The 26443-nt window shown below is 49.0% G+C and carries 28 protein-coding genes; 3 read left to right on the top strand and 25 right to left on the bottom strand.

Going from position 1 to position 26443, the window contains the following annotated elements; translation table 11 throughout:
* Positions 1-24: 24 nt before the first annotated feature.
* The 10 genes from MHI43_RS12000 to MHI43_RS11955 form a co-directional block, all read right to left on the bottom strand.
* A complete protein-coding gene (locus tag MHI43_RS12000; RefSeq protein ID WP_036665459.1) occupies positions 25-564 on the bottom strand; it encodes a hypothetical protein in 540 nt (179 codons plus the stop codon).
* A 14-nt stretch (positions 565-578) separates the two neighbouring features.
* The gene (locus MHI43_RS11995) at positions 579-1421 is read right to left on the bottom strand and encodes a hypothetical protein (protein ID WP_036665461.1); all 843 of its coding nucleotides are present in this window, start codon (positions 1419-1421) and stop codon (positions 579-581) included.
* 438 nt (positions 1422-1859) lie between these two features.
* The gene (locus tag MHI43_RS11990) at positions 1860-2222 is read right to left on the bottom strand and encodes a hypothetical protein (protein WP_155989916.1); all 363 of its coding nucleotides are present in this window, start codon (positions 2220-2222) and stop codon (positions 1860-1862) included.
* Positions 2223-2263: 41 nt separating this feature from the next.
* Positions 2264-2464: a hypothetical protein gene (locus MHI43_RS11985; protein ID WP_036665463.1), complete on the bottom strand. Its 201-nt coding sequence runs from the start codon at positions 2462-2464 to the stop codon at positions 2264-2266.
* A gap of 1 nt (position 2465) precedes the next feature.
* Entirely contained in the window at positions 2466-2738 is a 273-nt protein-coding gene (locus MHI43_RS11980) for a hypothetical protein (RefSeq protein ID WP_036665464.1), read from the bottom strand.
* Complete coding sequence (locus tag MHI43_RS11975) at positions 2739-3098, bottom strand: hypothetical protein (RefSeq protein WP_036665465.1); 360 nt, start codon at positions 3096-3098, stop codon at positions 2739-2741.
* Complete coding sequence (locus tag MHI43_RS11970; RefSeq protein ID WP_081746356.1) at positions 3091-4176, bottom strand: DUF4373 domain-containing protein; 1086 nt, start codon at positions 4174-4176, stop codon at positions 3091-3093. The genes MHI43_RS11975 and MHI43_RS11970 overlap by 8 nt, the downstream gene beginning before the upstream one ends.
* Positions 4177-4258: 82 nt before the next feature.
* The gene (locus MHI43_RS11965) at positions 4259-4501 is read right to left on the bottom strand and encodes a hypothetical protein (RefSeq protein WP_036665466.1); all 243 of its coding nucleotides are present in this window, start codon (positions 4499-4501) and stop codon (positions 4259-4261) included.
* Between the two features lie 165 nt (positions 4502-4666).
* Positions 4667-4945, bottom strand: coding sequence for a group-specific protein (locus MHI43_RS11960; RefSeq protein WP_036665467.1), 279 nt, complete (start codon positions 4943-4945; stop codon positions 4667-4669).
* 1 nt (position 4946) lies between these two features.
* Positions 4947-5153, bottom strand: coding sequence for a helix-turn-helix transcriptional regulator (locus MHI43_RS11955; RefSeq protein WP_036665683.1), 207 nt, complete (start codon positions 5151-5153; stop codon positions 4947-4949).
* Between the two features lie 231 nt (positions 5154-5384).
* On the opposite strand from MHI43_RS11955, the gene MHI43_RS11950 reads away from it, so the two are divergent.
* The 3 genes from MHI43_RS11950 (at position 5385) to MHI43_RS11940 (ending at position 7489) form a co-directional block, all read left to right on the top strand.
* Positions 5385-5837, top strand: a complete 453-nt coding sequence (locus MHI43_RS11950) for a helix-turn-helix domain-containing protein (RefSeq protein WP_036665468.1) — start codon at positions 5385-5387, stop codon at positions 5835-5837.
* 10 nt (positions 5838-5847) lie between these two features.
* Positions 5848-6258: an ImmA/IrrE family metallo-endopeptidase gene (locus MHI43_RS11945; RefSeq protein ID WP_036665469.1), complete on the top strand. Its 411-nt coding sequence runs from the start codon at positions 5848-5850 to the stop codon at positions 6256-6258.
* Positions 6259-6334: 76 nt separating this feature from the next.
* The gene (locus MHI43_RS11940) at positions 6335-7489 is read left to right on the top strand and encodes a site-specific integrase (RefSeq protein ID WP_036665470.1); all 1155 of its coding nucleotides are present in this window, start codon (positions 6335-6337) and stop codon (positions 7487-7489) included.
* 70 nt (positions 7490-7559) lie between these two features.
* Here MHI43_RS11940 and glnA read toward each other — a convergent pair whose 3' ends face one another.
* The 15 genes from glnA to MHI43_RS11865 form a co-directional block, all read right to left on the bottom strand.
* Positions 7560-8888 carry a type I glutamate--ammonia ligase gene (gene glnA, locus MHI43_RS11935; RefSeq protein ID WP_015734665.1) on the bottom strand — a complete coding sequence of 443 codons (1329 nt, stop codon included), beginning with the start codon at positions 8886-8888 and terminating at the stop codon, positions 7560-7562.
* Positions 8889-8950: 62 nt separating this feature from the next.
* Positions 8951-9361, bottom strand: a complete 411-nt coding sequence (locus MHI43_RS11930) for a MerR family transcriptional regulator (RefSeq protein WP_006209652.1) — start codon at positions 9359-9361, stop codon at positions 8951-8953.
* An 81-nt stretch (positions 9362-9442) separates the two neighbouring features.
* Positions 9443-10696 (bottom strand): methionine gamma-lyase family protein, encoded by a 1254-nt coding sequence (locus tag MHI43_RS11925; protein WP_036665473.1) that lies wholly within the window; start codon positions 10694-10696, stop codon positions 9443-9445.
* A gap of 147 nt (positions 10697-10843) precedes the next feature.
* Entirely contained in the window at positions 10844-12136 is a 1293-nt protein-coding gene (gene hflX / locus MHI43_RS11920; RefSeq protein ID WP_036665475.1) for a GTPase HflX, read from the bottom strand.
* Between the two features lie 121 nt (positions 12137-12257).
* On the bottom strand, positions 12258-13241 hold the full coding sequence (locus MHI43_RS11915) for an AAA family ATPase (protein ID WP_036665477.1): 984 nt from the start codon (positions 13239-13241) through the stop codon (positions 12258-12260).
* Positions 13242-13323: 82 nt separating this feature from the next.
* On the bottom strand, positions 13324-13977 hold the full coding sequence (locus MHI43_RS11910) for a YdcF family protein (RefSeq protein ID WP_015734661.1): 654 nt from the start codon (positions 13975-13977) through the stop codon (positions 13324-13326).
* Positions 13977-14534 (bottom strand): DUF402 domain-containing protein, encoded by a 558-nt coding sequence (locus tag MHI43_RS11905; RefSeq protein WP_015734660.1) that lies wholly within the window; start codon positions 14532-14534, stop codon positions 13977-13979. Before MHI43_RS11905 ends, MHI43_RS11910 begins: the two co-directional genes overlap by 1 nt.
* 99 nt (positions 14535-14633) lie before the next feature.
* The gene (locus MHI43_RS11900; protein WP_036665479.1) at positions 14634-17327 is read right to left on the bottom strand and encodes a PBP1A family penicillin-binding protein; all 2694 of its coding nucleotides are present in this window, start codon (positions 17325-17327) and stop codon (positions 14634-14636) included.
* Between the two features lie 186 nt (positions 17328-17513).
* Entirely contained in the window at positions 17514-17753 is a 240-nt protein-coding gene (gene hfq / locus MHI43_RS11895) for an RNA chaperone Hfq (RefSeq protein WP_009590863.1), read from the bottom strand.
* Between the two features lie 53 nt (positions 17754-17806).
* The gene (gene miaA / locus MHI43_RS11890; RefSeq protein ID WP_036665480.1) at positions 17807-18754 is read right to left on the bottom strand and encodes a tRNA (adenosine(37)-N6)-dimethylallyltransferase MiaA; all 948 of its coding nucleotides are present in this window, start codon (positions 18752-18754) and stop codon (positions 17807-17809) included.
* Positions 18744-19523: a class I SAM-dependent methyltransferase gene (locus MHI43_RS11885; RefSeq protein ID WP_015734657.1), complete on the bottom strand. Its 780-nt coding sequence runs from the start codon at positions 19521-19523 to the stop codon at positions 18744-18746. Before MHI43_RS11885 ends, miaA begins: the two co-directional genes overlap by 11 nt.
* Before the next feature lie 17 nt (positions 19524-19540).
* On the bottom strand, positions 19541-21523 hold the full coding sequence (mutL, locus tag MHI43_RS11880; RefSeq protein WP_036665482.1) for a DNA mismatch repair endonuclease MutL: 1983 nt from the start codon (positions 21521-21523) through the stop codon (positions 19541-19543).
* A 38-nt stretch (positions 21524-21561) separates the two neighbouring features.
* The gene (mutS, locus tag MHI43_RS11875; RefSeq protein WP_036665484.1) at positions 21562-24333 is read right to left on the bottom strand and encodes a DNA mismatch repair protein MutS; all 2772 of its coding nucleotides are present in this window, start codon (positions 24331-24333) and stop codon (positions 21562-21564) included.
* A gap of 61 nt (positions 24334-24394) precedes the next feature.
* A complete protein-coding gene (locus tag MHI43_RS11870) occupies positions 24395-25660 on the bottom strand; it encodes a hypothetical protein (RefSeq protein WP_036665486.1) in 1266 nt (421 codons plus the stop codon).
* Positions 25661-25766: 106 nt separating this feature from the next.
* Positions 25767-26327 carry an outer spore coat protein CotE gene (locus tag MHI43_RS11865; RefSeq protein ID WP_015734653.1) on the bottom strand — a complete coding sequence of 187 codons (561 nt, stop codon included), beginning with the start codon at positions 26325-26327 and terminating at the stop codon, positions 25767-25769.
* Between the last annotated feature and the right edge of the window lie 116 nt (positions 26328-26443).

The raw sequence follows: 26443 nt of genomic DNA, 5'->3' as shown, positions 1-26443 counted from the left end.
ACTTTATTACATTCATACGAACTATCAATCTGAATCCCTATCACTAATGACATCGGTTATTTGAGCGATATAAATCCCGAACCGAATAGCGTGTCCCATTAAACTCACTGTTCCAAGAAGAGCATATACAAATACAAAGACTTCAAAAGTAAAAACATAAAGAAGAATATCGCGATCAAGGTATTCGATAAGCTTTAAACAAATGCATATCAAGGTTGATAAAGCCCATGCTCCGGCAAAGACCCAAAATGGAAACAAGAACTTTTGTAGTATGTTTTTCTGTAGAAACAAAGAAAGGAGTTTACCTTGAGTTAATGATATTAAAATTGCTAATCCAGCAATAACAATGCCTAATAATGATGCTGAGATCGAGGCAATTGTATCAGAAGTATATTCAATTAATCCCGAAAACTCAGTCACATCTTTTATAAAATAGTAGAAAACGCCTGCCAGTATTATTGCAACATAGAACACTGGAGTTATAAAAAAAGGTTTGAACGTGGTGATTTTTAAGAGACCATAAAATGAGGTGGTCTCCCTTGTTACTCGTTCGTTTCTCGCCATTATCTCAACTCACTTTATAGGAGCATATTTGTTATTCTCTCTGCAAATTCTTTAAGTTTTGGTATTAGTTCCTCTTTAGTGATTTCTTTATCGGTATGTGTCATCTGCACTTCATCCCTTGATTTAAAACTCTTTTTACGTTTTCTTTTGCCTCTTTTTTTGCCATAGGTATCGACCCGTGAGTAACCATATGCGCTTACATCCCCATAACCTTTAGAAACCATTTCGATACCACTTTGAATGAACTGACCTTCTTTATTAAGCCCATTTTTATTTTCAAGTGTAGTTTTCAAACGTGTTGCCTGTTCCTTTTTTATAATATCATCTAAGTCTTTATACGAATCATGATGAATAGGATTAGGATGTATCAAGTCAAACTCAATTTTAGTAAGGACTTCAATGTCACTAAGCTTTGATCTCATTACATCTTTTAAAGGAATTAGTTTAATAGATATTTCTCCAATTTCAGCGTGTCCATTATAAATGATATGTTGAAAAGCATCTATAAATGTCTCTCGGTTAATATCACCTGTTTCTTCAAAAATTAATATCTCAGTTTTAGAATTATAAAGAAAAAAGCTTTGTTTAGCTAAGTTAGGTATCAAAAAAGGTTCTGTCTTGGAGCCACTATAGATAAGTCTCTCCTCATTTCTATTCTTAACAAAATTCCCCCATATAAATACCTTATCATCATCTGTTTCGAGTTCCCCGAAACACCACTCCCAAGTTGACCTGTTTGTTTTATATTTTGGGTAGCTCAATATAACATCAGGGATTAAGCTTATCAAATAATGAATATCCGAACTAAAAATACCCTCATTGATATTTACCTTTGCTGCTAAAAACCTTCTTTTCAAAATATATCACCCGATCAGAAAAAGAACAAATGTTCCTTTTTGTAGTTATTTGTCCTTTTAATAATCAAGCATAATTCCAAATTTTTCAACATCTTTTTATACAGTAGTGATACCTTTGTTAGTTAGCCTGAATAGGATTCGAACCTATCTAATCCTTGAAGGCCATGAAGAATCCGTATTTCTATCCCGCCCGGATGGAGCGGATTGGGGGCATCTAACCCCACCTCACACCGAACCCTTGACGATAAACGTCTAAGGATGAATCATTCCATCCCACAGCGCGGCCGAGTTCCTACCGCGATAACGGGCAGTAGGCACACCGGAGAGGCTGAATTCCTCTCTATGTGCCTACTTTATAACTGAACTACAGACGCTGTGCGGACACTGAACAGACAAGCAATGGACAGTGTACAGACAAGTTACAGACAGATTTATAAATTACACTACACCCCACAATTTAAGCGTACTTGCCACTGATTCAACGCCATCCACAATCCGTCTGTCAAAGGTTCGTTCGTGGATTCTGTTCCATCGGATTACGGCTGCTTTGCGGGGATTTCCCTTCATAAATCGGTATTCCATCATTGCCCTAAGTTCCATGTCTACTATGACGCGAATTGCACGTTCTATATTTTCCGTTTTGAACTTCCAATCTTCATAAATGATCTGCTGCTTCTCATTTAGAACATCGCAAGCTCCTAATTCATCTACAATCTTACGCATTCTGATATACCTTCTAAGTAACATCTTCGCAGCAGTACGTTCCTCTTCCGTGACACTTTCGTAAAATTCCATCTGCACCACCGCAGCCCCCATAGTTGGCTCCTTTCATTAATATATATTTATGCTTTGGCCTCTCCCAACGCATGTTGGGCGAACGTTTCAGCTTTGGACCATCGAATCTGACCTTCTCTTCCTTTACGATCAATCGGTATATAACCGGCCGTCATTTTTCCTTCTTTAACTTCTATCTTCTCAAGACGGCGTAACAATCCATTCCGATACACGTATGTGCGACCAGTCTTTAATTTATCGATTCTCATCTCATGCCTCCTTGATTTCATCCCTTTTTGATACCCAAGCAAACCCGAATCCTTTTCGGAGTGGATCTTCAATTACATAAGCCACTCCTTTCGGAACGTAGGTGCCTGGTTCTACTCGTAATACTCCGAATCTGGTATCAATCGTTTGATTTTGAGAAATCGGAGCTGATGGGCAAACCACCAACTTCAAGTTCTCGATCTTGCATCCTTCACGAATCAACGGTGCAAGCGCGTTATGGATCATTTGTTGTGCTTTTGGTTTTAGGGTAGTCATTTAGAACGGATCTCCCTTTCTAGTTCCATCACCTTTACGGCGATTCAGTACCCGAAGCTCTAACTCATTGGTCTTGCTCTTATCGATTTGATCCAGGAATCTTGCCCATAGCGGTACATAACGATAATTACTAAGTTCTCGGGAACAGTAAACGTATGCAGCAGGCTGTTCTTTATCTCCGACTGGGCAACCAAGTTGAGAGCAGCGCGTAAACGACAGCAATATATCAGCAACAGGTTCAGGCGCACCCACCCATTTTCCTTCCCATTTCCATTCCCCGTTAATCTCAATCTGTCGAGGAATCAAACAAGGAATCATAGACGCTTGTGCCTGTGCTTTGTTCAACCACAGCTTACGCATTTCTGGCCTCGCTCATCTGCCTAGCAAACTCCATCATTTCGGCCATTTCCTCATCAGTCACTTGAGGGCCATCTTTTACACTTGGAACGACATCTATTTTTATCTTTCCCGATGCTCCCAAGTTGTTTTTCCCTTGCTTCGCCCTACTCTTGTTACGCATTTCTAGCACCAGTTTCGGGAATTGGTTACGGAACTTAGAAGCGCTTAGAACATTCGATTTCCAAAACGAATCCGTTACTACCCAATCCATGACTTGGTGGATTAAATTCTTATCCTCTTGCTTGTCCACTTCCACAAGCAATCTGAAATCATTAGCCCAAGTTTGTATGTTGGTTTTAGCAGTGAGATGCATCAAGCCCTCAGCATTAGCCATTTCATCTACTTTGGCCTTAAAGTAAATGGCCATTTTGTAATAGGGGCTATCCTCGTTGTATTCAGGTTTTGTTTTTCCTTTGACACTCTTAGCCTTTTTAGAATTATGAGAAGGATCATCCCCTGAAGGCGGTAACGTCTCAGGGGGTAACTCTTTATTCTTTAGTTCTTTACTTTCCTTTCCTTTACTTTCCTTTACTTTACTTTGTGGTGTTTCTGCTAACTTGCTGTTGCATTTATCCGGGTTAATGTAAACATTAACTACGTTTCCGTTAGCATTTATTACGGAAATGCTATGTGCCACATTTTTGCACTCTTCTGTCGGATCAACTAAAAGGTAGTCTTCCACAATCGTTATGGACTTCCGGCGCTTCGCTGCTTCAATAAAACGCTTTTGAAAGCCCTTAGAAGTCAAGACCATATGAGAATCGTAAACTTGCGGGTTGAAGAAACCCCATTTAATGCATTCATTAACGATGTCCTTTACTGTGTTAATGTCAACATTAACCCGGTTACTGAATACATATTGCTCACGCTCAGTCCATGGGTAGAAGTAACCGTTACGGTATACCTCCCCCATGATCTTCACGATGACTCCCAGCCCTTGCATCCCGAACTTCGCCATAGGAACAACAAGCTTGTCGTCCTGGTCAAAGTCGATATCTAACGGGAAATAGTCCAGGCTATCCTTTAATGGACGTGCCATCGCCTCTCTCCCCTTTCCGCATCACTATTCAAATAACTTAATTTTTGGTATAATCGAATAAATGAATTTTTTAAGTTCCAACTTAGATCACGTTTCCCAGACGTGATCTTTGTTCATTTTTGGGTATTCTATTGCATGGCTCCGGTTCTTCCACCGGATCAATGCGCAACAAAGTCCCTTTAAGTAACCTGATTTTATGATCTAAAGAGATCATTAGCTTAAGATCGTTAGCGGATTCCGCCTCCATAAATTCACGGTATAGAGAGTTGAGTTCTTTCCTGATCGAGCGGCGTTTCTTGTCCCTACTAGAAAATACATCCTTCAAGATTCTGCCTCCTTTCTCCGTAACTCTGCTTCCAACCTGGCGGCCTCATTGCTCATCAGGTCAAAGCCAGCGTTATTCAACAAATGTCCATGAATTAATAACTTACGGATTTCATTCAGCCTAGAAGTTGCAGCACATCGTTGTTCTAAACGCTCAGGAGACAATTTATTTGCCCCCTTGCTCATAAAGCCAATGTTGTAAAAACTCTCTCGTTTCACGAACTGGAAAATACCACTTTCCACCGATTTTCACCTTAGGGAATCGCTTATCATTAAAAAAGTTATCCTGAATGGTATTCCAGCTCATGCATGTCCGTTTTTTTAATTCCGAGGAATCCCAAAAAACATATTCGGCATCGATTTCTTTAATCAACTCCGTTATACGTTCTCTGCATAGCTTCTTTATCTCCGATTCATCTATATTTATTTCGAGTAATCCGTTCATTTCAATTCCTCTCCTTTATCTTGGGTAACACTCTGAACTCCAGATCCAGAGCGTCACAAATTTTATTTAGTGTTGTTTCGTTCCATCTTCTGCTGCCATTGAGCAAGTTGTGCATATACTGTGGCGAACAACCTATTAAATGAGCCAGTTCTGATGGATTAAGCCCTTTACTATCGATAATCGGTCTTACTTGTTCCGAAATACCCATCATTAATCACCCCCTTGTTTAAATATTAATCCATTAGATTAATTTAATCAAACAAGAAATTAATCAAATAGATGCATTTTCAAGCATTTTCCTTTATTAATCATATAGATTAATTAATTTGCTCGTTTTCTCTACTATTTGCTCCATTTTTAATCTATTTGATGTTTGTTTATTAATCTATTTGTTGATACTATATAATTATCAATTAGTTTAAAGGGGATTTGGAAAATCATGCCTAGTTATCCCAATAGAATAAGAGAGCTAAGAAAACTAAAGGATCTAAGCGGTGTGGATGTTGCCGAATATCTTGGTATTACTCCACAGTACTTATACAACCTAGAAAAAGGAACACGATCTTTGAGTACAGAAATAGCATCTAAATTAGCTGAATACTTTAATGTATCAGTTGATTATCTTTTAGGTCGATCAGTTGAGAAGTCGTCAAAAACAAACCCATTAGATATTCCAGAATGGGCCTCTGCAAAGGACATAGCTGACTTCAAAAAAATGCTTGAAGATGATAAACCTGTCATGTTTGATGGGGTACCCATTGAGGGGGAAAAACGCCAACGAGTGTTGGATGTTCTAACGGGGCTGTTTTGGGAAGCAAAAGAATTAAATAAGGAAACTTACGGTAGAAAGAACAACAAGACTAAAAACACCTCAAACGACAACAAAGAGTAGGTGGTTCAGTTTGGATACTACTATTCATAAACTTGTACGTAAGTTTAAGACCAATGACCCCTTCGAGATTGCCAAAGGATTGAATATTCTGATTCGATACGCAGAGTTTGATGAAGGTACACGAGGACTATACTACCGAAAGCTCAGGCGAAGGTTTATCGTAATTCACAACGGTTTAGACGAGCAATGGCAAAAGGTAGTTTGTGCTCATGAACTCGGGCATGATAGGTTACACCCAGGCATAAGCCGTTTCTGGCTTGATGAGCACACCTTTTTTAACGCCGGAAAATTCGAAAAACAAGCTAATGTGTTTGCACTGAAGCTCCTTACTTATTCGACAAACCAAGACGAAGATGAATCCTTAGAAAATTATCTTCTTCGTTGCGGTATTCCAAAAGAACTTCATAATCTCTATTCATAACCTTGCGCTTTCACCGCTGTGAGGCGGTTTAACATACATATTTAGGGGAACAAACGTTCTTTAGGGAGGGAATGGAATGGCAAATTTCAAGAAACACAGTACAGGCTGGGAATACAGAGTGAAATATAAAGATCCCTTCACTCAGAAATTCAGAGAAAAATCACAAAGGGGTTTTCTCACCAAAAAAGAAGCGCAGTTAGCTGCTGCTGATTTTGAGAAGAAAATCAATGAAGGTTTTGAACAGACCGATGATATTGAATTATCTACCTTTCTCCGAAATTGGCTTAAAGAATATAAGGAGGGGACTATTAGAAAAAACACTTTGATTTTGCATCAGAATAACATTGATAATCACATTGTTCCATATTTCAAACAAATAAGAATTAAAGATATCAAACCAATTATGTATCAGAAATTTCTAAACTCCTTAACAGAAAGCAACTACAGTAAAAGAACTGTTGAATTAGTCCATGCCACAATGCATAATGCCATGGAAAAGGCTGTTACTCTTTGCAAAATCGAAAAAAATCCTTGTAATGGAGTAACCATCAAAGGGCATAAAAAAGAACAATCTGTACAATTCATTGAATCTTGTGATATTCCCAAATTTCTACAATCTGCTCATCAGTATGGGTACATCTACTGGATTTTCTTTAAGGTGCTTATTGAAACTGGAATGCGAAAAGGCGAAGCAGCAGCGTTGCAATGGACAGACATTGATTTCAAGAATCAAACTATTAATATTAGTAAAACCCTTGATTTTAGTGCTAAAGAAAATGAGAGCCTATTCGGGGATACAAAAACTTTTAATTCAAAAAGAACAATACGAATGAGCAAGTCACTTGTAAACGATCTAAAGTATCATCTGAATTATCAAAATCAAAACAAGCTAGCACTAAATAATGTTTACAGACACGATCTCAACCTAGTTCTTTGTAAAGATGATGGAAAATTCATTCCAAAGTCTTCACTCTTTAATTCATTCTCAAGAATCCTAAAGCGCGCAGGCATACCCAGCATGCCAATACATGGTCTTAGACATACACATGCTGTACTAATGCTTGAATCTGGAGTTGATATGAAATATGTCCAGGAACGTTTAGGTCACGGAAGTATCCAAATAACCTCTGATATTTACGCTCACATCTCCAAAAAAATCGAAACAGACAACATGGAGAAATACGAGAAGAATAATAATTTCGGGGGCATTTCGGGGGTGAAACAAGAATAGCTATCTTACCACCCCATCTGCCCCCAAAAACAAAAACCCCTCACGCCTTACGGCGCAAGGGATTCCTCTATTAATACATTGTAATGTACTGATCGCGTTCCCATTGGTGAACTTGCGTTCTGTACATATCCCATTCGATCTCTTTCAGCTCGTAGAAGTGAGCCAGCGCATGGTCACCGAGTGCATCGGAAATGACTTCGCTGCGGATCAATTCGTTGAGCGCTTCTTTCAGGTTTGCCGGCAAGCTTGGGATGCCTTCCTCGATGCGCTCTTCTTCCGTCATCACGTAGATGTTGCGGTCGATCGGTGCCGGAAGCGACAGCTCACGCTTAACGCCGTCCAAGCCAGCTTTCAGCATGACAGCCAGAGCCAGATACGGATTCGCAGCCGGATCCGGGTTACGCACTTCGATGCGCGTGCTCAGACCGCGGGATGCTGGAATACGAATCATCGGGCTGCGGTTACTTGCAGACCATGCCACGTAGCAAGGTGCTTCGTAACCAGGCACGAGACGCTTGTACGAGTTCACCGTCGGGTTCGTGATCGCAGCAAACGCGCGTGCATGCTTAAGAATACCCGCCATATAGTTCCGAGCCGTTACGCTCAGGCCAAGCTCGTCGCTCTCATCAACGAACGCGTTCTCGCCGCCTTTGAAGAGCGATTGGTTGCAGTGCATGCCGGAGCCGTTTACGCCGAATAGCGGTTTTGGCATAAACGTTGCAATCAGACCATGCTGACGAGCGATCGTCTTAACAACCAATTTAAAGGTTTGAATCTGGTCAGCCGCTTTGATCGCATCTGCGTACTTGAAGTCGATTTCGTGCTGGCCAGGCGCAACCTCATGGTGAGAAGCTTCGATTTCGAAGCCCATCTCTTCCAGCGTCAGCACGATGTCACGGCGGCAGTTCTCGCCGAGATCCGTAGGCGCCAGGTCAAAGTATCCGCCCTGGTCATTCAGCTCCATGGTCGGATTGCCTTTTTCGTCGGTTTTGAACAGGAAGAATTCCGGCTCCGGACCGACATTCATGGAAGTGAAGCCCATCTCTTCGGCTTCCTTCAGTGCTCTCTTCAGAATACCGCGCGGATCTCCCGCAAATGGGGTGCCGTCCGGCATGTAAACATCACAGATCAGACGCGCGACGCGATCCTCGGATACCCAAGGGAAGATCATGAAGGTATCCAGATCCGGGTACAGGTACATATCGGATTCCTCGATACGCACATACCCTTCGATGGAAGAACCGTCAAACATCATTTTATTATCAAGCGCTTTAGGCAGCTGGCTTACCGGAATTTCAACGTTTTTGATCGTTCCCAGCAAATCTGTAAATTGCAAGCGGATAAATCGAACATTTTCTTCTTTGGCGATGCGTAGAATGTCCTCTCTCGTATAACTCACTTTATCCTCTCCTTTTTAAATAAAAAAACTAGACTCCATGAAGAATGACAGCATGGCAATCCTTATTTATTAAAAAACCGGGATAATTCCCCTTGAATCAATGAAACCTGACCCGGTCTTTTAGCGGTAATCAATTCCTGCTTCAGCAAACGGCGCAGCTGCGACTCCGACATCTCACGGCGTCTGTTCTCCGTATCCGGCGTAATGACGGTAGCCTCTTCAGACTCTTTCGTGACCGGGTTCATGACTTGCTTAATGCCGGCAATGTTCACGCCTTTTTCAATCAAAGCCTTAATCTCTAGCAGTCGCTCCACATCATTGAAGGAAAACAGGCGTTGGTTGCCCGACGTACGGGCTGGGACAATTAAATTATGCTGCTCATAATAGCGAATTTGTCTGGCAGATAGATCCGTAAGCTTCATAACAATGCCTATCGGAAATAACGCCATATTCCTCCGAATCTCATCACCCATATCTCATCAACCTTCCAAGTGGTTATTCTGATCCTATTGTACATTTCCTGATCAGCCACGTCAACCGCATGTGAGGATAACTTACAATAGTTTACGATCTTTCATGCTTTGGAGTGCCATAAGTACCCCATATTTAACATGAGAATAAGTCAAACCACCCTGCATGTAGCCGATATAGGGTGAACGGATAGGCGCATCCGCGGACAATTCCAGGCTTCCTCCCTGAATGAACGTGCCTGCCGCCATGATCACCGGATGCTCATATCCCGGCATATCCCAAGGTTCGGGAACCACATGGCTGTCCACGGCAGCGGCCTGTTGAATCCCTTGTACAAAAGCGATCAGATGTTCCGCTCCGCTAAAAGATACCGCCTGGATCAAATCGGTACGCTCATCCTGCCAGCCCGGCTTGGTCGTAAATCCCACGGCTTCAAACATCGCAGCAGCATAGACGCTTCCCTTGATGGCTTGCCCGACGGTGGAAGGTGCCAGGAATAAGCCCTGATAGATTCCTCGGGTTGTTCCCAGCATAGCCCCGACTTCACGTCCGATTCCGGGTGCAGTCAGCCGATACGCCGCCTGCTCGACATAGGCTGCTTTGCCGCATATGTAGCCGCCGGTTTCGGCAATGCCGCCGCCAGGATTTTTGATTAGGGAACCCGCCATCAGATCAACGCCGACCTCCGTCGGTTCCAGACGCTCCGTAAACTCACCGTAGCAGTTATCCACAAACACGATTACATCCTCGCGAATGGACCGTATACGGCTTACCATCTCGCCAATTTGGGCAACGGTAAACGAAGACCGCCAATCATATCCCCGGGAACGCTGGATACCGATAACTTTCGTCGAAGGCGCGATAGCACTCTCGACCTGCTCCCAATCAATGTCCCCTTGTTCTGTCAGGGCCACCTCACGATAGCCGATACCGAAATCGCGCAGCGATCCGGTGCCGTCCCCGGGCTCGCCAATGACTTTATGCAGCGTGTCGTAGGGACGCCCTGTAATATAAAGCAGCTCATCTCCCGGTCGTAATACACCAAACAAAGCCGTCGAGATCGTATGGGTACCCGAAGCAAAATGGGGCCGGACCAGGGCCGATTCGGCTCTGAAGACGTCAGCGTAAACTTCATCCAGCACTTCACGGCCACGATCATTATAGGCATAGCCGGTGGAACCCGCAAAATGGAAATCACTCACCTGAAACTTCTGGAAAGCATCAATGACCTTCCACTGATTAAAATCAACAATGGTGTCAATCTCCCGTATACGCCGACTGATTTTGGACTCAATCTCACTGCTCAATTCAAGTATATCTTGCGAAAATCTTGCCATGACGAACTGCTCTCTCCTCTTATACACATGATGTCTCACATCTTAACACATATTTTTGTTACATAGAACTCATCAACGTTTCAAAACCGCCCGGAACACGCAATATAAGCCCCTGAACAGGGGCTTATGCGCATTTACTACCTATGCTTAAGATCCATTCTGAACGTAATCATGAAGTAAATAACCCATCTTTTCATAATCCGCTTTATTGATCCGGACCTCATAGAGGATATCATTCTCGTCAAAAGACTGCTCCAACACGTCTCCGACCCGGTATACTACCGAGTTCAAATCGCCGCGGTCGGCCGGAATCCGGAACGTGACGTTGCCTCCGGAGAGCCGGTCCTGAATCGCTTCGCGCACCGATTCCAAATCCTGATCAACGTACGAGCTGATCTTTAATTGCCCCTCACCCGTCGGCAGCATTTCCAGCTGGCCCGGCTCACATGCATCCTTTTTGTTAAACAGGACGATTTGAGGTTTATCTGAGGCTCCCAAATCCTGAAGAATGGACTGTACCACCGCCATCTGTTCATCCCGCATAGGTGAAGAAGCATCCACGACATGAAGGATCAGATCGGCTTCGTTGGCTTCTTCCAGCGTCGCACGGAACGCAGCCACCAGATCATGGGGAAGATTCTGTATGAATCCTACGGTATCCGTAAGCACGACTTCTTTGCCGCTTGGCAGCTCCAGCACGCGCGAAGTGGGATCCAGCGTCGCAAACAATTGATTTTCGATATAAACGTCTGCGGCCGTTAATCGATTCAACAAAGTCGATTTGCCGGCATTGGTGTAACCGACAAGCGCAACCTGCACGGCCCCGCTCTTCTTCCGGCGTTCCCGATGGAGCGTCCGATGCCGGGTGACTTCATCCAGCTGCCGCTTCAGATCGCTGATTCTGTCGCGAATATGCCTGCGGTCGGTTTCGAGCTTGCTCTCCCCCGGTCCGCGCGTTCCGATTCCCGCTCCGAGCCTGGACAGATTTTTGCCATGTCCCGACAACCTCGGGAGCAGGTACGTAAGCTGGGCCAGCTCCACCTGGATAATTCCCTCACGCGTTTTCGCCCGCTGCGCGAAAATATCCAGAATCAATTGAGTCCGGTCGATAATCTTGACATCAAGCGATTCTTCCAGATTTCGAACCTGCGCCCCGGATAATTCCTGGTCGAATATGGCCGTGGTTGCGCCTAATCCATCAATCGCCATGCGCAGCTCTTCGACTTTCCCTTTGCCGATGAACCACTTGGAATCCGGCACTTCCCGATTTTGCGTAATGACATCCAGCACCTCTACTCCAGCGGTTTCGGCCAGCTGAACCAGCTCCTGCAGCGAGTGTTCCGGATTAATCCCGGTGCGTTTAACCGCGTCCGTTACCAAACTGACCAGAACGGCCTTATCTTCGATCTCTGTCCGGGTATCATGCGTTATATTTGTCATATAGCCAACTCCTTCTAACGATACGTCTACTAATTTAACTAACCGCTGCTGCCTGCAATAAACATTATGATCCAAAGAAAGCAGCGTTACCCCTTCATTATGTTCGAAGACAAGCTTAAAATCATTGTAATTTTCCGTTTAACTTAAAGTCCTCCGGCCGCAGGGTCATAAGCTCCAGCTTGCCCGGGTTGCCCGTTACGTATTGATTCAACAGCCGAACCGATTGATTCCTTATCGATTTTTCGATGACATTCCGTACATAACGCGCGTTGCTGAAGGCGTGCAGCCCATGTTCCTTCTCAAGCTGCAGGTGGTCCTTCAGCTTGTTCAGCGATTGCGGCATCAAGATGTAGTCTCTCTCCTTCGCCATCAGCTCCGAAATCTGGATCAATTGATCCAGATTGTAATCCGGGAAGTCCATCTGGATCGGAAAACGGGAATGCAAACCAGGATTCGTATCCATAAAAAAATCAATCTCATCGCTGTAACCCGCCAGAATAAGAATGAACTGGTTTTTATGATCCTCCATGGCTTTGACAAGCGTATCGATCGCTTCCTTGCCAAAATCCTTCTCGCCTCCGCGCGCGAGGCTGTAGGCCTCGTCGATGAACAAAATGCCACCCAACGCCTTCTTGACCAGTTCCCTGGTCTTTTGTGCCGTGTGGCCGATATATTCGCCTACGAGGTCCGCCCGCTCCACTTCGACCAGATGACCCTTATTCAGCACGCCCATCTTCTGAAACAGCTTCGCCACGATGCGGGCGACCGTCGTTTTGCCCGTACCGGGATTTCCTTTGAAAATCATATGGTATACATGACCGCCGCTTAATAAGCCTGCTTCCGAACGCATCTGGGCTACTTGAAGCAGAGCATAGATTTCAAACACCAGGTCTTTGATCTGTTCGAGACCTACCAGCTGATCCAGCTCTTTTTGTATTTCCTGGAATAGACTGTGCTGGGAAACAGGTTTCGGCGAAGGGGCCGGTTCGCGTTCCGGAACCGCACTGCTGATGAGTGGGGGTTCCGCGCTGCGGAGCACGACATTTATCTGCCGGGATGGCCGTCCTTCAGATCGGCCGTTTGCGGCCGTTACACGCCCGTTCATTGCTCCTCACCTCTTTATCCAAAGGGCTGACTATCTATTCCAATGTATTCTATTTACAGCCTGCTTATTAGAAGTTTCGTCCTCATAGGACACCCATGGCGATCAACAGCCGATCGGCCGTCCATTTCGTATAAGCCAGCACTTCCCGGGACTTGTGCTTGGCCATGGGCAGAACGGTAGATTCCGTCAGCGACATCGAGGGTTGATCGTAGTCAAGGGCTGTTGCGACCTCCATGGCCCTCGTCCCATGGTAATCATGGGTTACAATGATAGCGGTGTTCCACCCGTGCTCCTCCATGATCGCTTGGCTGTATAACAAATTCTCGTAAGTGCTCGTAGCTTCGTTCTCAAGGAAGATTCGTTCTTCGGGCACCCCTGCCTCGACCAGGAAGTTTCTCATCCCCTCGGCTTCGGTATAATTGTACTCGGGTTTATCCAGACCGCCTGTAACAATGAAGGTATCAAATCGACCGGCATTATACTCAACCAGCGCATGCTCAAGGCGTTCGCGAAGGCCGGGACTAGGTTGATCCCCCCACATGGAGGCGCCCAAAATGATGCCGACGTCCGCTTTCTCCGCCGGTCTGCTGACGGCGCTTTCGATTTTCCAATACGCATAACCTGACCATAAAACTCCGAGAACGACGAGCGAGAGCAGGGTATAGATCCCTCGCCGATACCACGCTCTCTTTCTTGTGCCTGCGGTCGGCAGGCCTTTATGTATTTCCTGACGCATTATTTCTTCCTCCTGAACTCTCCGTTATGAAATAACTGGTCGCGATGCTTCAGTGACATCATAAAGTAAGGAAATTCATGTGCGTCGATGGCCCGAAGCAGGTTTCGTGCAGTCACCTTGGCAAGCCTGTAATCATCCCGGGTAATATCATTCCGGCGCAGGGCATCCTCAAGCTCATCTTCATCCAGCAAGAACACTTCGCCATTCTTGACGACCACAACGTCCAGGTATAGATCGTCAAACCATGGAACGCCCTGATCGGTTACACCCTGTTTCTTGCAAATATCGATATACCATTGAACAATATTCCGCTTGTCGTCAAACATGGCCGTAACGATGTAATGGCTGTCCTTGGGATAATACTGCAGCCATGAATAGCCTTTGTCCGCGATTCGGTAAGTATGACGGCCATACGTCTTCCACAACGGTTCTTTCAGGCCATAGATGGTATATAACGTGAGATACCCTGTAAATTGCTCACATTCCACATACCGGGAAGTGAAGTGCCGGCGCGTGATACGGCGCCAATTCGCCCGATCTCCGAATTTACGTTTCATGGAACTTTTCCTCCCCATTCGTATTCCCAGCTTACCACATTTGGGTAACACACTCAAAACAAAGAAGCCTCCGCAAACATGCGGAGGCTTCTGAATTTATTATGGGCTGTCCTGGGACTGGTCAGGCGCGTTCGCCGGATCCGACGGATCCACGATCGTTCCCGGAACCGTAGGGATATTGCCGCTATCCGTGTCGGTTCCTCCCGTGCCACCGTCACCGGTGCTCGTTCCATCTCCTGAGCCATCCGTTCCGTCGCCGGGATTTTGGCCATCCTGACCATTCCCAGCTCCGTTTCCATTGTCAGGCGGAGTCGTTCCGTTTCCGTTTCCGTTTCCGTTTCCATTCCCATGGCCTTCGCCATTGCCATTGCCCGGTTCGCCCGAACCGTTGCCGTTGCCGTTACCGTTACCATTCCCGTTGCCGTTCCCATTCTCATTACCCGGCATCTCGTTTCCTTCCCCGTTCTCACCATTATCCACCGGTGGCGGTTCTTGAGTGTCTCCCGGATCGGGTTCCAGATCCTCAGGCGGCAATTCCTCGGAAACAGCCACGATCTGCAAAATGTTCGAAGGTTCCGATTCATCGCCGGTTGATGGATCGAAGGCCGTTACGTAATAATCGTATGTCAATCCTTCCATCGCACTCATATCCTCAATGGAGGTTCCACCCAAAGAATCGAGGATCCGCGTGTACTCGGACTCGGACGTTTCCTTACGGTATATGCGGTACTGAACATTGCCTTGAACCGGATTCCAGCTCAGTGATACGGTCTGGGTCTCCCCGTTATAAGAGCCCGTCAAACCGCTGACTGCGCTTAATGCCGGTTCTTCTACAGGCGGCTGTACCGGCTCTACATTCGGGAAATTCTTCGCTTCATAGCCTTGAACCGCCTTCTCCATCACTTTGCCCCATAAGGAAGCAGAGATCGAGCTGCTTCGCTTCAGCAGATGCTGGCGGTCAGGATTATCGTAACCCATCCATACAGCTGCCGTTAATTCCGGCGTATAGCCGACAAACCATACGTCGCGGTTCGAGCTGACGCCCTTGTAGCCGCTCTGCGTGGTTCCCGTCTTACCGGCTACCGGACGGCTGATCCGGGCATTCTTACCCGTTCCGTCCTCTACGACGCGTCGCATCATGTCCGTCATTTGCGAAGCCGTCGTCTCGCTCATCACGCGCTTCCCTTTGCTGCCTTTGTTCTCATGCACAACCTTGCCTTTGTTGTCTTTAATTTGTTTGATCGCAAAAGCCTCTTTGAATTCTCCGCCATTGGCAAAAGCGCTGAAAGCTTGAGCCATCTCAAAGGTGTTCGTACCGGTATCCATGCCGCCGAGGGCCAAGGATAGGTTCGCATCCCCTTCGGACATCTTGATGCCGAGGCTTTGCGCGAAATCAAATCCGGTTTTCACGCCGATTTCGTTCAACAGCCATACGGCCGGGATGTTCTCGGAACGCTGAATCGCTTCCGGCATGCCGATCGTCTCCGAGTAACCGTGCAGGTTATTCGGACAGTAATTGCTGCCGAAACACTGCTTCTTGTTGCTGAGTCTCGAATCCTTCGTAAATTTGCCGGATTCGAGCGCCGGTGCGTAGGATACAATCGGCTTCAAAGCGGAGCCCGGCTGACGACGGCTGTCGGTAGCCCGGCTGAACCCGCCGCGCGTATACTCCCGACCGCCGACCATGGCGACGATCCCGCCGGTCTCTTGGTTAATGATGACCATGGAGCCTTCAACTTGCACGTCATCCGGACTTTCTTCGAAGTTGGCCGGATTATTGAATTCCTCTTCCATGGCCGTTTGGGCATTCACGTCCATCGTGGTATAAATCTGATAACCGCCAATGTTAACGTCATCCTCGGTAAGGCCCCACTTCTCTTCGGCCTCTTCCATGACGTAATCGATAAACGCCGTATACTTCTGTTGTCTTTCAGGCGGCGTATAGGCATAGTCCACCTTCTTGGCTTCCGCTGCCTCTTCGGCCGTGATATATCCCTGTTGTTCCATCAGGGTCAGGACGACCGCGCGCCGCTCTTTGGAAAGGTCGGGATTCTTGAGCGGATTATAGCGGGACGGCCCTTTCGGCATTGCCGCAAGCGTCGCCATTTCCCATAAATCCAGCTCTTTCAGATCCGACTTGCCGAAATAACGCTCGGATGCGGCTTTGATGCCGTAATAAGGTCCACCGAAGTTAATCCGGTTCAAATACATCTCGATAATTTCTTGTTTGCTGTGCTGACGCTCAAGCGCCAGCGCGATCGACATTTCAGTCGCCTTACGGAAGAAAGTTTTGTCCCGGGTCAGGAATATATTCTTCGCCAGCTGCTGCGTGATCGTGCTTCCGCCTTCCACCATGGACCGGGCCATGATATCCTTGACGGCTGCACGGCCGATCGACCACATGTCCACGCCGTTATGCTCCATGAACCGTTTATCTTCAGTTGCAATGAATGCTTGTATCAATTTCTCCGGAATATCCTCGTACTTCACGGGATCGCTCTTCTGCAGGGACAACTCGCCCATCAGCGTTCCGTTGCGGTCATAAACTTTGGAAGTACCGTAAGCGGTCAATTTATCCTGATTCTGTTCCAGCAGCTTTTCTCCGCTGATCAGGATGAACAAATAACCTGCAAGCGCGCAGAAGATCGCAATGACGGCCGTGAAAAACAGCGCCCATGCAATTCGCTTTCCCTTGCCCTTTTTCTTCTTCGCATTCGGTTTCGTGGTTTTGGATGTCTTCGAGTTGTCTTTGTTTTTATTCAACCGAGACATCTGATTATCTTTTCCAGCCATTTGTCCCCCTCCTTGCTCCCTTGCGGGATCAAACCTTCTGACTCTCGAGTCGTGCCTCGGAAAGAAAAGAACAACCTTCTCAGGTTGCTCTCTGCACTCCTTATAAGCTAAACGAATTATAAACCAAAAAGTTTCAAATTAATCAAAGGCGGTATGATTTTGCTCTCTATGAATCCATTCTAAAATCTATTGTTCGCTGTTGTTATCCTGCATCAGGGACACATTACGCTGCGGCATGAACGTGGAGATAGCATGCTTGTACACCATTTGCTGACGGCCGTCGCTGTCAATCACGATGGTAAAATTGTCAAAAGCTTTGATCGTTCCACGGATCTGAAAGCCGTTTGTAAGGTATACCGTGGCCGGAATGTTCTCTTTGCGCAGTTGGTTCAAGAACGTGTCTTGGATGTTAATGGACTTGTTCATTAGCCGTACCCCCAATGGTTCAATTAGATTGTTTTGAAAATATATTCAAGATTTCAGTGAAACTTTCCTGCTATTATAGCACGGATTTTTTGATAGTTAGCAGAAAAATTTCCCGAGTCGGTGACGTCTACCCACTCGATGTCCTTCATGTGGCGAAACCAAGATAGCTGCCGCTTAGCGAAACGGCGCGTATCGCGCTTAAGCAGCACGACGGCCTCCTCGTAGCTGAACTCCCCTTTAAGGTACGACACGATTTCCTTGTAACCCAGCCCTTGCATGGATACAAGCCCCGGAGCGAATCCTTTGTCCATGAGCGCCGCCACCTCATCGACAAGTCCTTGGCTCAGCATAAGGTCAATTCGCTCTTCAATACGGTTATATAGCATTTGCCTGTCCATTGTCAAACCGACCAAGCATAAGTCATAGGGAGACTGCTTGGTTTGAGGCGCCAGCTGGGCCGAAAGTGGGACGCCGGTCACATGAAATACTTCCAAAGCACGAACGACCCGGCGTAGGTCGTTAGGGTGAAGCCGCTCGGCAGTTTCAGGATCTACTTCTGCCAATTTCTGATGGAGAGCCTCTGCTCCATGTTCATTGGCGTAGCGGAACTGCTCCTCCCGAAAAACTTCATCCGCTCCGGTCTCGCTGAACTGATAACCGTAGCATACCGACTCTACGTAAAGCCCGGTTCCGCCAACGATGAACGGAAGCTTCCCCCGTTCCGTGATCTCGGCGATCAGCCGCTGGCATTGCTCTTGAAATTCGGCTACCGAGTACGGGTGATCAGGTTCGTGAATGTCAATGAGATGGTGGGGGACGCCTTCCATTTCCTCCTCGGAAATTTTGGCCGTGCCAATATCCATGCCCCTGTATACCTGCATCGAATCGCCGGATATAATCTCACATCCGAATTCCTTCGCAATTTCAATGCTCATTTTGGTTTTGCCTACGGCTGTCGGTCCGATGAGAACCAGCAGCTTCGGTTTGGTTTCATCTGTCAATGGAAATCACTCCGTACGTTATTTTGGATTTTCCCCGTTCAGGCAGTGCAAAGCCGAGCCGCTCGAATTCTCCGCTGGACCGCGCTTCCTTCATGACGACGGTTTTGCGCGCGACCCTGATCGCTTCCCTCACGCTTTCCGCATCCAGAGGCTCGCCGTTAGCATAATGCCTTAACGGGTTGATGGAAGCCGAGTCGGTGATCGGCTCGCGGAACATCGGGTCAAAATAGACAATGTCGACGCTTTGGTCCGGCAGCGATTTCAAATAATCCAGATGATGGCTATGCCTGACCTCGATTCGCCGCATCGCCTGATCGCTGGCTTCCAGATGGCTTTCATAGGTCCGTAGCCCCTCTTTCAGCAGCGCAAACAAAGGCAGCGAGCTTTCCAGGGCGGTGATCCGGCTGTTCGCCCCTCCCTTACCCGAGAATACCAGGGAGTCGGCTCCAAGGCCCGCCGTGCAATCCAGCACGGAGTCCCCTTCCTCCATCCCCGATGCCTCCAGCATGGGATCGGGTTTTCCGTTCAGCACCCGCTTCAATCGGACAAAGCCCATGCTCGGGTGAAATTCCATGACAGAGCCGCCAGGTCCGCTCAAACGCACATGTCCGTTCAGTACCACCAGTACGTCGTCGTCCCCGAACCTGCGGGCTAATTTTCGCAATGAATGGCCGCCGCGCTGGACGTAACGGCAGCCGGTTTCCTGGGCTAAACGTTTGGCGCGCTCGACGATGTCCGGCGCTTCCGCTTCTCCAGTTGTAATGATCATGAAGGTCCTCCTTGCTGTTACATGACGCGTTTAAACATTTTCTCCAAATCGTATGCCGAGAACGAAACAACGATCGGTCGTCCGTGCGGACAGGTGTAAGGCTGCCGGCAGGCGCCCAAACGCTGGATCAACGTCATCGCCTCCTGCTCCGTCAGCTTCTGGTTGGCTTTGATGGAAGCCTTGCACGAACACATGATCGATGAGGTTTCTCTCAGCTTGGCTATATCGATATTACGCTCATTCAGCACCCATTCGGCCATCTCTTCGATGATGGCCTTCTCTTCGCCCTTAGGGAACCAGAAGGGGTGCGAACGGACCAGGAAGGTATGGCCGCCAAAAAACTCCATGTAAACGCCGACCTTCTCGAACCAATGCAGCCGTTCCTTTACCTTCTCCGATTCCGAGGGCGTGAATTCCAGCGTAATCGGCAGGAGCAGCTCCTGAGATGCGTCCGCCGGGTTGCCGAACTGCTCGTAGTAATACTCGTAGTTAATCCGCTCATGCGCGGCATGCTGATCGATTAGATACAGACCGGTATCATTCTGTGCAATGAGATAGGTGCCGTGATGCTGGCCGATAAGCGTTAGCTCCGGAAAAGGCGGAATTTCGGGAGCCGGCCCTGAAACGGCCTGCAGCCACTCCTTCGTCACGGCAGGGATTCCCGCACCTCCCCTGGCCTCATTGCGGTAATCGCTCCGATACGAAGACGAAGCGGCCGTCTCACGCATCTGCGAAGCTGCGGCTGTTTCTGCTGTTCCGTCCCCGTAAGAACGCTTGATACCGTTTGGGGACGTTGCAAGGGTCTGCTTATCAGGCCACGCTGCAGGCGGCGTTGGAAGCGGCGTGTTTCCTCCCGCGGATCGCTCGTCGCTGCCTGGGATCTCAAGATCCCGATCCTGCCCGCCGCGGGCCGCTCCGACATCCCCTTGTGCCTGTGGAAATGACAGCTGTTCCTGGATATACGCATTGTCGCTTTTGCCGATATTCTGTTTGGCCGGACGCGGAATGAGGATTTCCTGCTGCAGCACCTTGCGAACCTCTTCCTCCACGAAAGCGAACAGCTCCTGCTCTTTGCTGAACCGCACCTCCAACTTGGAAGGATGCACATTCACATCGATCAACGAAGGATGCATGGACAGCTGAATGACGACGAGCGGAAACCGGTTGATCGGCAGCAGCGTATGATAACCTCTCAATATCGCCTGCATTAACCCGTAGTTCCGGATATACCGCCCGTTTATGATGAGCGACATGCCGTTCCGGTTGGCCCGGGTATAGTCCGGACGGCTGATATACCCGCTTAACGTATAGTCCATATTCTCGGCTGCGAACGGCAGCATGGCTTTGGCCGATTGGGTGCCGTATACGGCCGCTATGACCTGAAGGGCATCGCCGTTGCCCAGCGTCTGCAGCAGCGAGTTCCCGTTATGCCGGAGCGTAAAAGCGATATCCGGCCGGGAAAGCGCCAAACGGTACATATAATCGGATATATGCCCTAATTCGGTCTGGATCGTTTTCATATATTTCAGCCTTGCCGGCGTATTGTAAAACAATTCCTTCACGAGGAAATCCGTTCCTCTGGGTGCGGCCGTCTCTTCGTTCACGCGCAGATGGCCGCCTTCGATTTCGATCTTCCGTCCGCGGCCATCCTGGGCATTGGACGTAACCAGGCGCACCTTCGATACGGCTGCTATGGACGGCAGGGCTTCCCCCCGGAAACCAAGGCTGGTGATCTGAAACAGATCGCGGCCCTCGGCAATTTTGCTTGTCGCATGGCGATAAAAAGCCGTCTCGCAATCCTCCGGATCAATGCCCGCGCCGTTATCCGTCACGCGAATGCTGTCCAGTCCGCCCTCTTCGACCGAGACGTCGATCTTGGTGCTCCCGGCATCAATGGCGTTCTCGACCAGCTCCTTGACAACGGAGGCAGGCCGTTCCACCACCTCGCCGGCAGCAATCTGGTTTGCAATATGCTCGTCCAAAATCCGAATAATCCCCATTGTTCCTACCTCCGTTCCTTTTCATTCCCATGCAGACATCACATATCCTTCGCTTGAAGCTTCAGGTCATTCAGGAACTGCATCGCCTGAAGCGGCGTCATGTTCATGACGTCGGCACCTTTGACGGCATCTATGATGCTCTTAACAGCAGGATCGTGAAGAGCTTCTTGCGGAGAAGAGTGCTGATCCTTGCCCATCTTGGCGTTCCGGGATTCAGGCACTTCCTCCTCGCCGAAAATGGAGAGCTGCACCACGCCGCCTTTCGGGTCTGCTCCGTTCAGGCTGCCGGCATAGGGCATCGTCTCTTCACGGAATTCGTGCAAAGCTTCCGGTCCGCTGCGTCTCACATCCGAAGAGGATTCGGACGCTGGCTCCTTCCGATGGACCGCGATCCCTTGCTCCGATGCCACTGCGGCCAGGGAAGCCATCTCCAGGCCCTGCAGCAGCCCATAAGCGCGATCAATGATACTGCCGGGCAAACCTGCCAGTCTGGCACAATAAATGCCGTAGCTGCTGTCCGCCGCGCCAGGGATCAGCTTGCGGAGAAAATGCACCTTGTCGCCGCTTTCCTGAACCGCCATGGAATAATTCTTAAGCCCGCCAAGGCTCTCCTGAAGGTGAGCCAGCTCATGGAAATGGGTCGATACCAATGCCTTGCAGCCGATATGATCATGCACGTATTCAATCACGGCTTGCGCAATGGCCATGCCTTCACTCGTGGACGTACCGCGCCCAAGCTCATCAATGATGATCAGGCTGCGTGGCGTCGCTTTTTCCGTCATCACCTGGATATCCGCCATTTCCACCATGAAGGTGCTCTGACCGCCGATCAGGTCGTCGGCGGCGCCGATGCGAGTAAAGATCCGGTCGACCAGCGGGATAACCGCGCGCTCCGCCGGGACAAAGCAGCCCATCTGCGCTAAAATGGATAACAGAGCCACCTGGCGCATGTACGTGCTTTTGCCGGCCATATTCGGACCCGTTATGAGCAGGATCGAAGATCCGTCCTTGCGTAAATCCGTTCCGTTCGCGATAAACGACGAATCCTTCATGACGGCTTCCACCACCGGATGACGGCCGCCTTCAACGATATAATCATAGCCCTCGCTCAGCTCCGGCTTGACGAACCGGTACTCCGCGCTGACGGCAGCCAGCGACTGATAGACGTCAATCTCGGCGATGCGCTCGGCGAGTTTCTGCAGCCGGCTCACTTGGGTATTCAGCTTATCCCTCAGCTCGGTAAAGAGCGCATACTCCAGATCCACCATTTTCTCCTGGGCTTCCAGGATCAGTCCTTCTTTCTCCTTCAGTTCGGGCGTGACGTAACGCTCCGCGTTGGCCAGCGTCTGCTTGCGCTCATAGCGGCCTTCCGGCAGGGATGACAGATTGGATTTGGTGACCTCGATATAATAACCGAACACCTTGTTATAACCGATCTTCAAAGACTTGATCCCGGTAGCGGCACGTTCCTTGGCCTCCAGCTCGGCGATCCAGCGTTTGCCGCTGGTGCTCGCTTCCCGAAACTCATCCAGCCGTTCGTGGTACCCCGGCTTGATGATTCCTCCGTCGCGAACAGACACCGGCGGCTCATCCACAATCGCATTCTCGATCAGTTCGCACAGATCGTCGCAAACATCGGTATCCGCTGCCACGCGCCGCAGCGTCTCGGAAGGCGACTGGGCACACAGCTCCTTCAGGGAAGGAATTTGCCGCAATGACAGCTTGAGCGCATTCAAATCGCGTCCGTTGGCGCTGCCGAAAGCGATCCGGCCGACCAGCCGCTCCAAATCGTAAATCTCTTTCAGCGCCATCCGCAAATCTTCGCGCAGTATGTACTGGTTATACAAATGCTCGACGGCCTCCAGCCGCTCCTCGATCCGGCTTCGGGACAGCAGCGGTTTATCGATTCTCCGCCGCAGGAGCCTGGCTCCCATGGAGGTTTCCGTACGATCCAGAAGCCATAGGAGCGAGCCTTTCTTCGAGCGTTCACGAACCGTCTCGACCAGCTCCAGATTCCGCCTGGTGAACGGATCCAGAACCATGTATTGTCCCGGCTCGTAGGAAGCGATTTGAGTCAGCTGCCCCAGCGACCGTTTCTGCGTCTCGCTTAAATACGAGATGAGCAGGGATACGCAGGCTCTTCTCTCCTCTTCGAGGCGGGCCCATGCCGCTTCTCCGAATTGGGTCCGAACCAATGCGTCTTCTCTTTGATCCCAGGCCGTATATACGATATTTCGGCTGCCCGGCAGCGCCTGCGATGAGATAATCGACAGCAGCGATGCATCCCCGATAATTTCGGAAGGCTCATAAATGCCAATCTCGTCCCTCAGCCATTCCTCCGATGAAGGCACCGACGTCACGTAGAGCTCGCCGGTGGACAAATCGCATGCGGATAAGGACATCAAGCCGCCCGCTTCCGTTACGCACACCATGTAATTGTTCGATTTGTCGTGAACGACCTTGCCGTCCATGATGGTCCCCGGCGTGACGACCCTGACGATTTCCCGCCGCACCATGCCTTTGGTGACCGAAGCATCCTCCATCTGTTCGCAGATGGCGACTTTGTACCCCTTTTCAATCAACCGTTGGATATAACCTTCTGCGGAATGATAAGGAACCCCGCACATCGGTATTTTCTCTGCACCGCCGCCTTCGCGGCCGGTCAGCGTAATCTCCAATTCCTTCGACGCGAGGATCGCGTCATCGAAAAACATTTCGTAAAAATCGCCTAAGCGGAAAAAAAGAAACGCATCGCGCGCTTGTTCTTTGACCTTCAAATATTGTTCAATCATCGGCGTATATTTAGCCATGACGTACCTCCATTACCTTTCTAGCTTGACCTCCATTATAACAGAAATTGACCGTAAGGCATCACGGCTTGGTTGGAATATTCCACAGCGGCCGGATATCCCTGCTCTCATCCCAGGTTCGCCCCGTCTCCATGTGCGCTACAGCCCGTTCGATTTCACGGGCATAATCCGGGTACTCCGGCAGTGCCGACAGATCCCTGTGCCAGCCTGCAATACACTCTTTGAGCACGGATTTATCGCCTTCGTAATAGGCACGGTGATACCGTTCGGTGTTTAATGGCCTCCCCGGCAGGCGATCGCTGTAGCGGGCAGCCAGGTAAGCCACGCCCAGCGACACCTTCGCCACGAGCGGCGAGACGAGAAAGCTGGGCAGCGTACGGTATTCAAACCCGCCGTAAGGCTGCCTGCGGAAATCCCCAAGAAAACCGTAACGGGGCCTCCGCAGACGCCCGTTGGGGTCTTCGAGAAGCGCCAGCGGCAGAGCCACATAATTATCCAGGGTCTGAAGAAGAGACAGGGACAGCGGCACGCCGCTGAAGTGAATATGGCCTCCCAGCGGAAAATCGCCATAAGGCAGGGCGCCTCCCTTCCATGCCAGTGAACGATCCTGAATCAGGAGATGAGCTTCGCGCAGAGCTTTTTGCATTTCAAGCAGCAATTCCTTCGGATTCGCCTTGGGCGACGGCCTGAGCTCGGCAATAGGATAAATCACCTCGCCCCGTAAACGAACGGCATCGCTTCCGACCGACCCGCCGCGTTCCATAAATTCGGATGCAAACACGATGTCTCCGTTATCCTTCATCAGCACAAACTCCGGATCCATGCCCATGAGTAACGATGAAACAAGAGGAGAATCGCCTTCTTCGTTGTTAGCAGGGTACCCTTCCGTCCGCCGTGACCCCTGACCCTTGGCACTCATTACGGCTTTGCTGCGGTCAGCTGGCATGCGGACATCCTCCACTACGTATCTTCGACCGGGGCGGGCCGTAATGATGACCTCCCCTTCATCGACGCCCAGCGTGTACAGCGACCGCAGGGCCGCTTTCTCCAATCTTCGATGCAGGCCATCTTCATATCTTCCGCTCTCGGGATCGGGCATGAACACCGCTTCGCTGCCGCCCATTTGATGTTGGCGGATCTTGGCTGCAGCCAGCCCGTCGACATGCACCGCGTACCTGGCGGCGTAACGTTTCTCCTCGACTGAACCCGAATTCAAGCGACACGGAATCCCGGATCGGATCAACCGTGCTTGCGCCAAGAGCAAAGCAGATCCATGAAGCGACACATGTTTTTTTTCGACCGCCGGTTGTACGATCATTCTAACCATCCCCATTCCCCCTGCAAATAAAAATAAAAAAGAGGGCATCCGCCCTCCGCAAAGCTGCCCTCGCTGCATATGCTAAGATTATAATCATTCCTACAGGAGGGTTAACTTACAGTTCATCCTCCAGACCTTCGTAATCTTCGTAATCATCGACGTCGTCTCCCAGGACGTAGTCGAATTCTTTGTCTTCGTAGTCGCCGTGAGGGTAGCTGCATACTTTGACAACGACCTTCGTTTCGGCTACCAGTTCCACCGCATACTCTCTCTCTACCCGCAGAATGACGCTCGTGCCATTCGAGGATACGCTGGCCTCGACGCAGCTCGGCTCCTGCGTCGCTTCAGCCGAAACCTCCACCGTGGATGCACGATGCTTCGGATCCAGATAGGAAAGAGGCACGCGTTCTACATACGATACCGTTTCTTTCGCCACATCGGTCTGCGAATTTTTGTCATAGGAATACCAGATGTTTACATCGTAAGTACCAATAACTTCAATTCCGTCTCCGGCGGCAACCGCCTCGTACTGATGGTTTATAATCCAAGCCCCCAAAATACTGGTCGGATTATTAGGCGGAGTCACGGTATGTGTTACGGTAGAGAACTTACGACCCTTGCCGCAGATCGCCTTCGTGATGATTTCTCTACATTGGTGTTTATGACTCAATGACATCTTCGAACCTCCTCCATACAATCATTCCATACATGTGTATGCAAGACATGGGCGAATGTTGAATGAAGTGGTCCAAATAAATTCATATGATGCTAAAAATATCAGATTTATTTTTG

It is taken from the genome of Paenibacillus sp. FSL H8-0457 (genome assembly GCF_038051935.1).
GTDB lineage: Bacteria > Bacillota > Bacilli > Paenibacillales > Paenibacillaceae > Paenibacillus_AQ > Paenibacillus_AQ lautus_A.
Note: the sequence above shows the minus strand (reverse complement) of the source record. Positions and strands in the feature narration are given on the sequence as shown.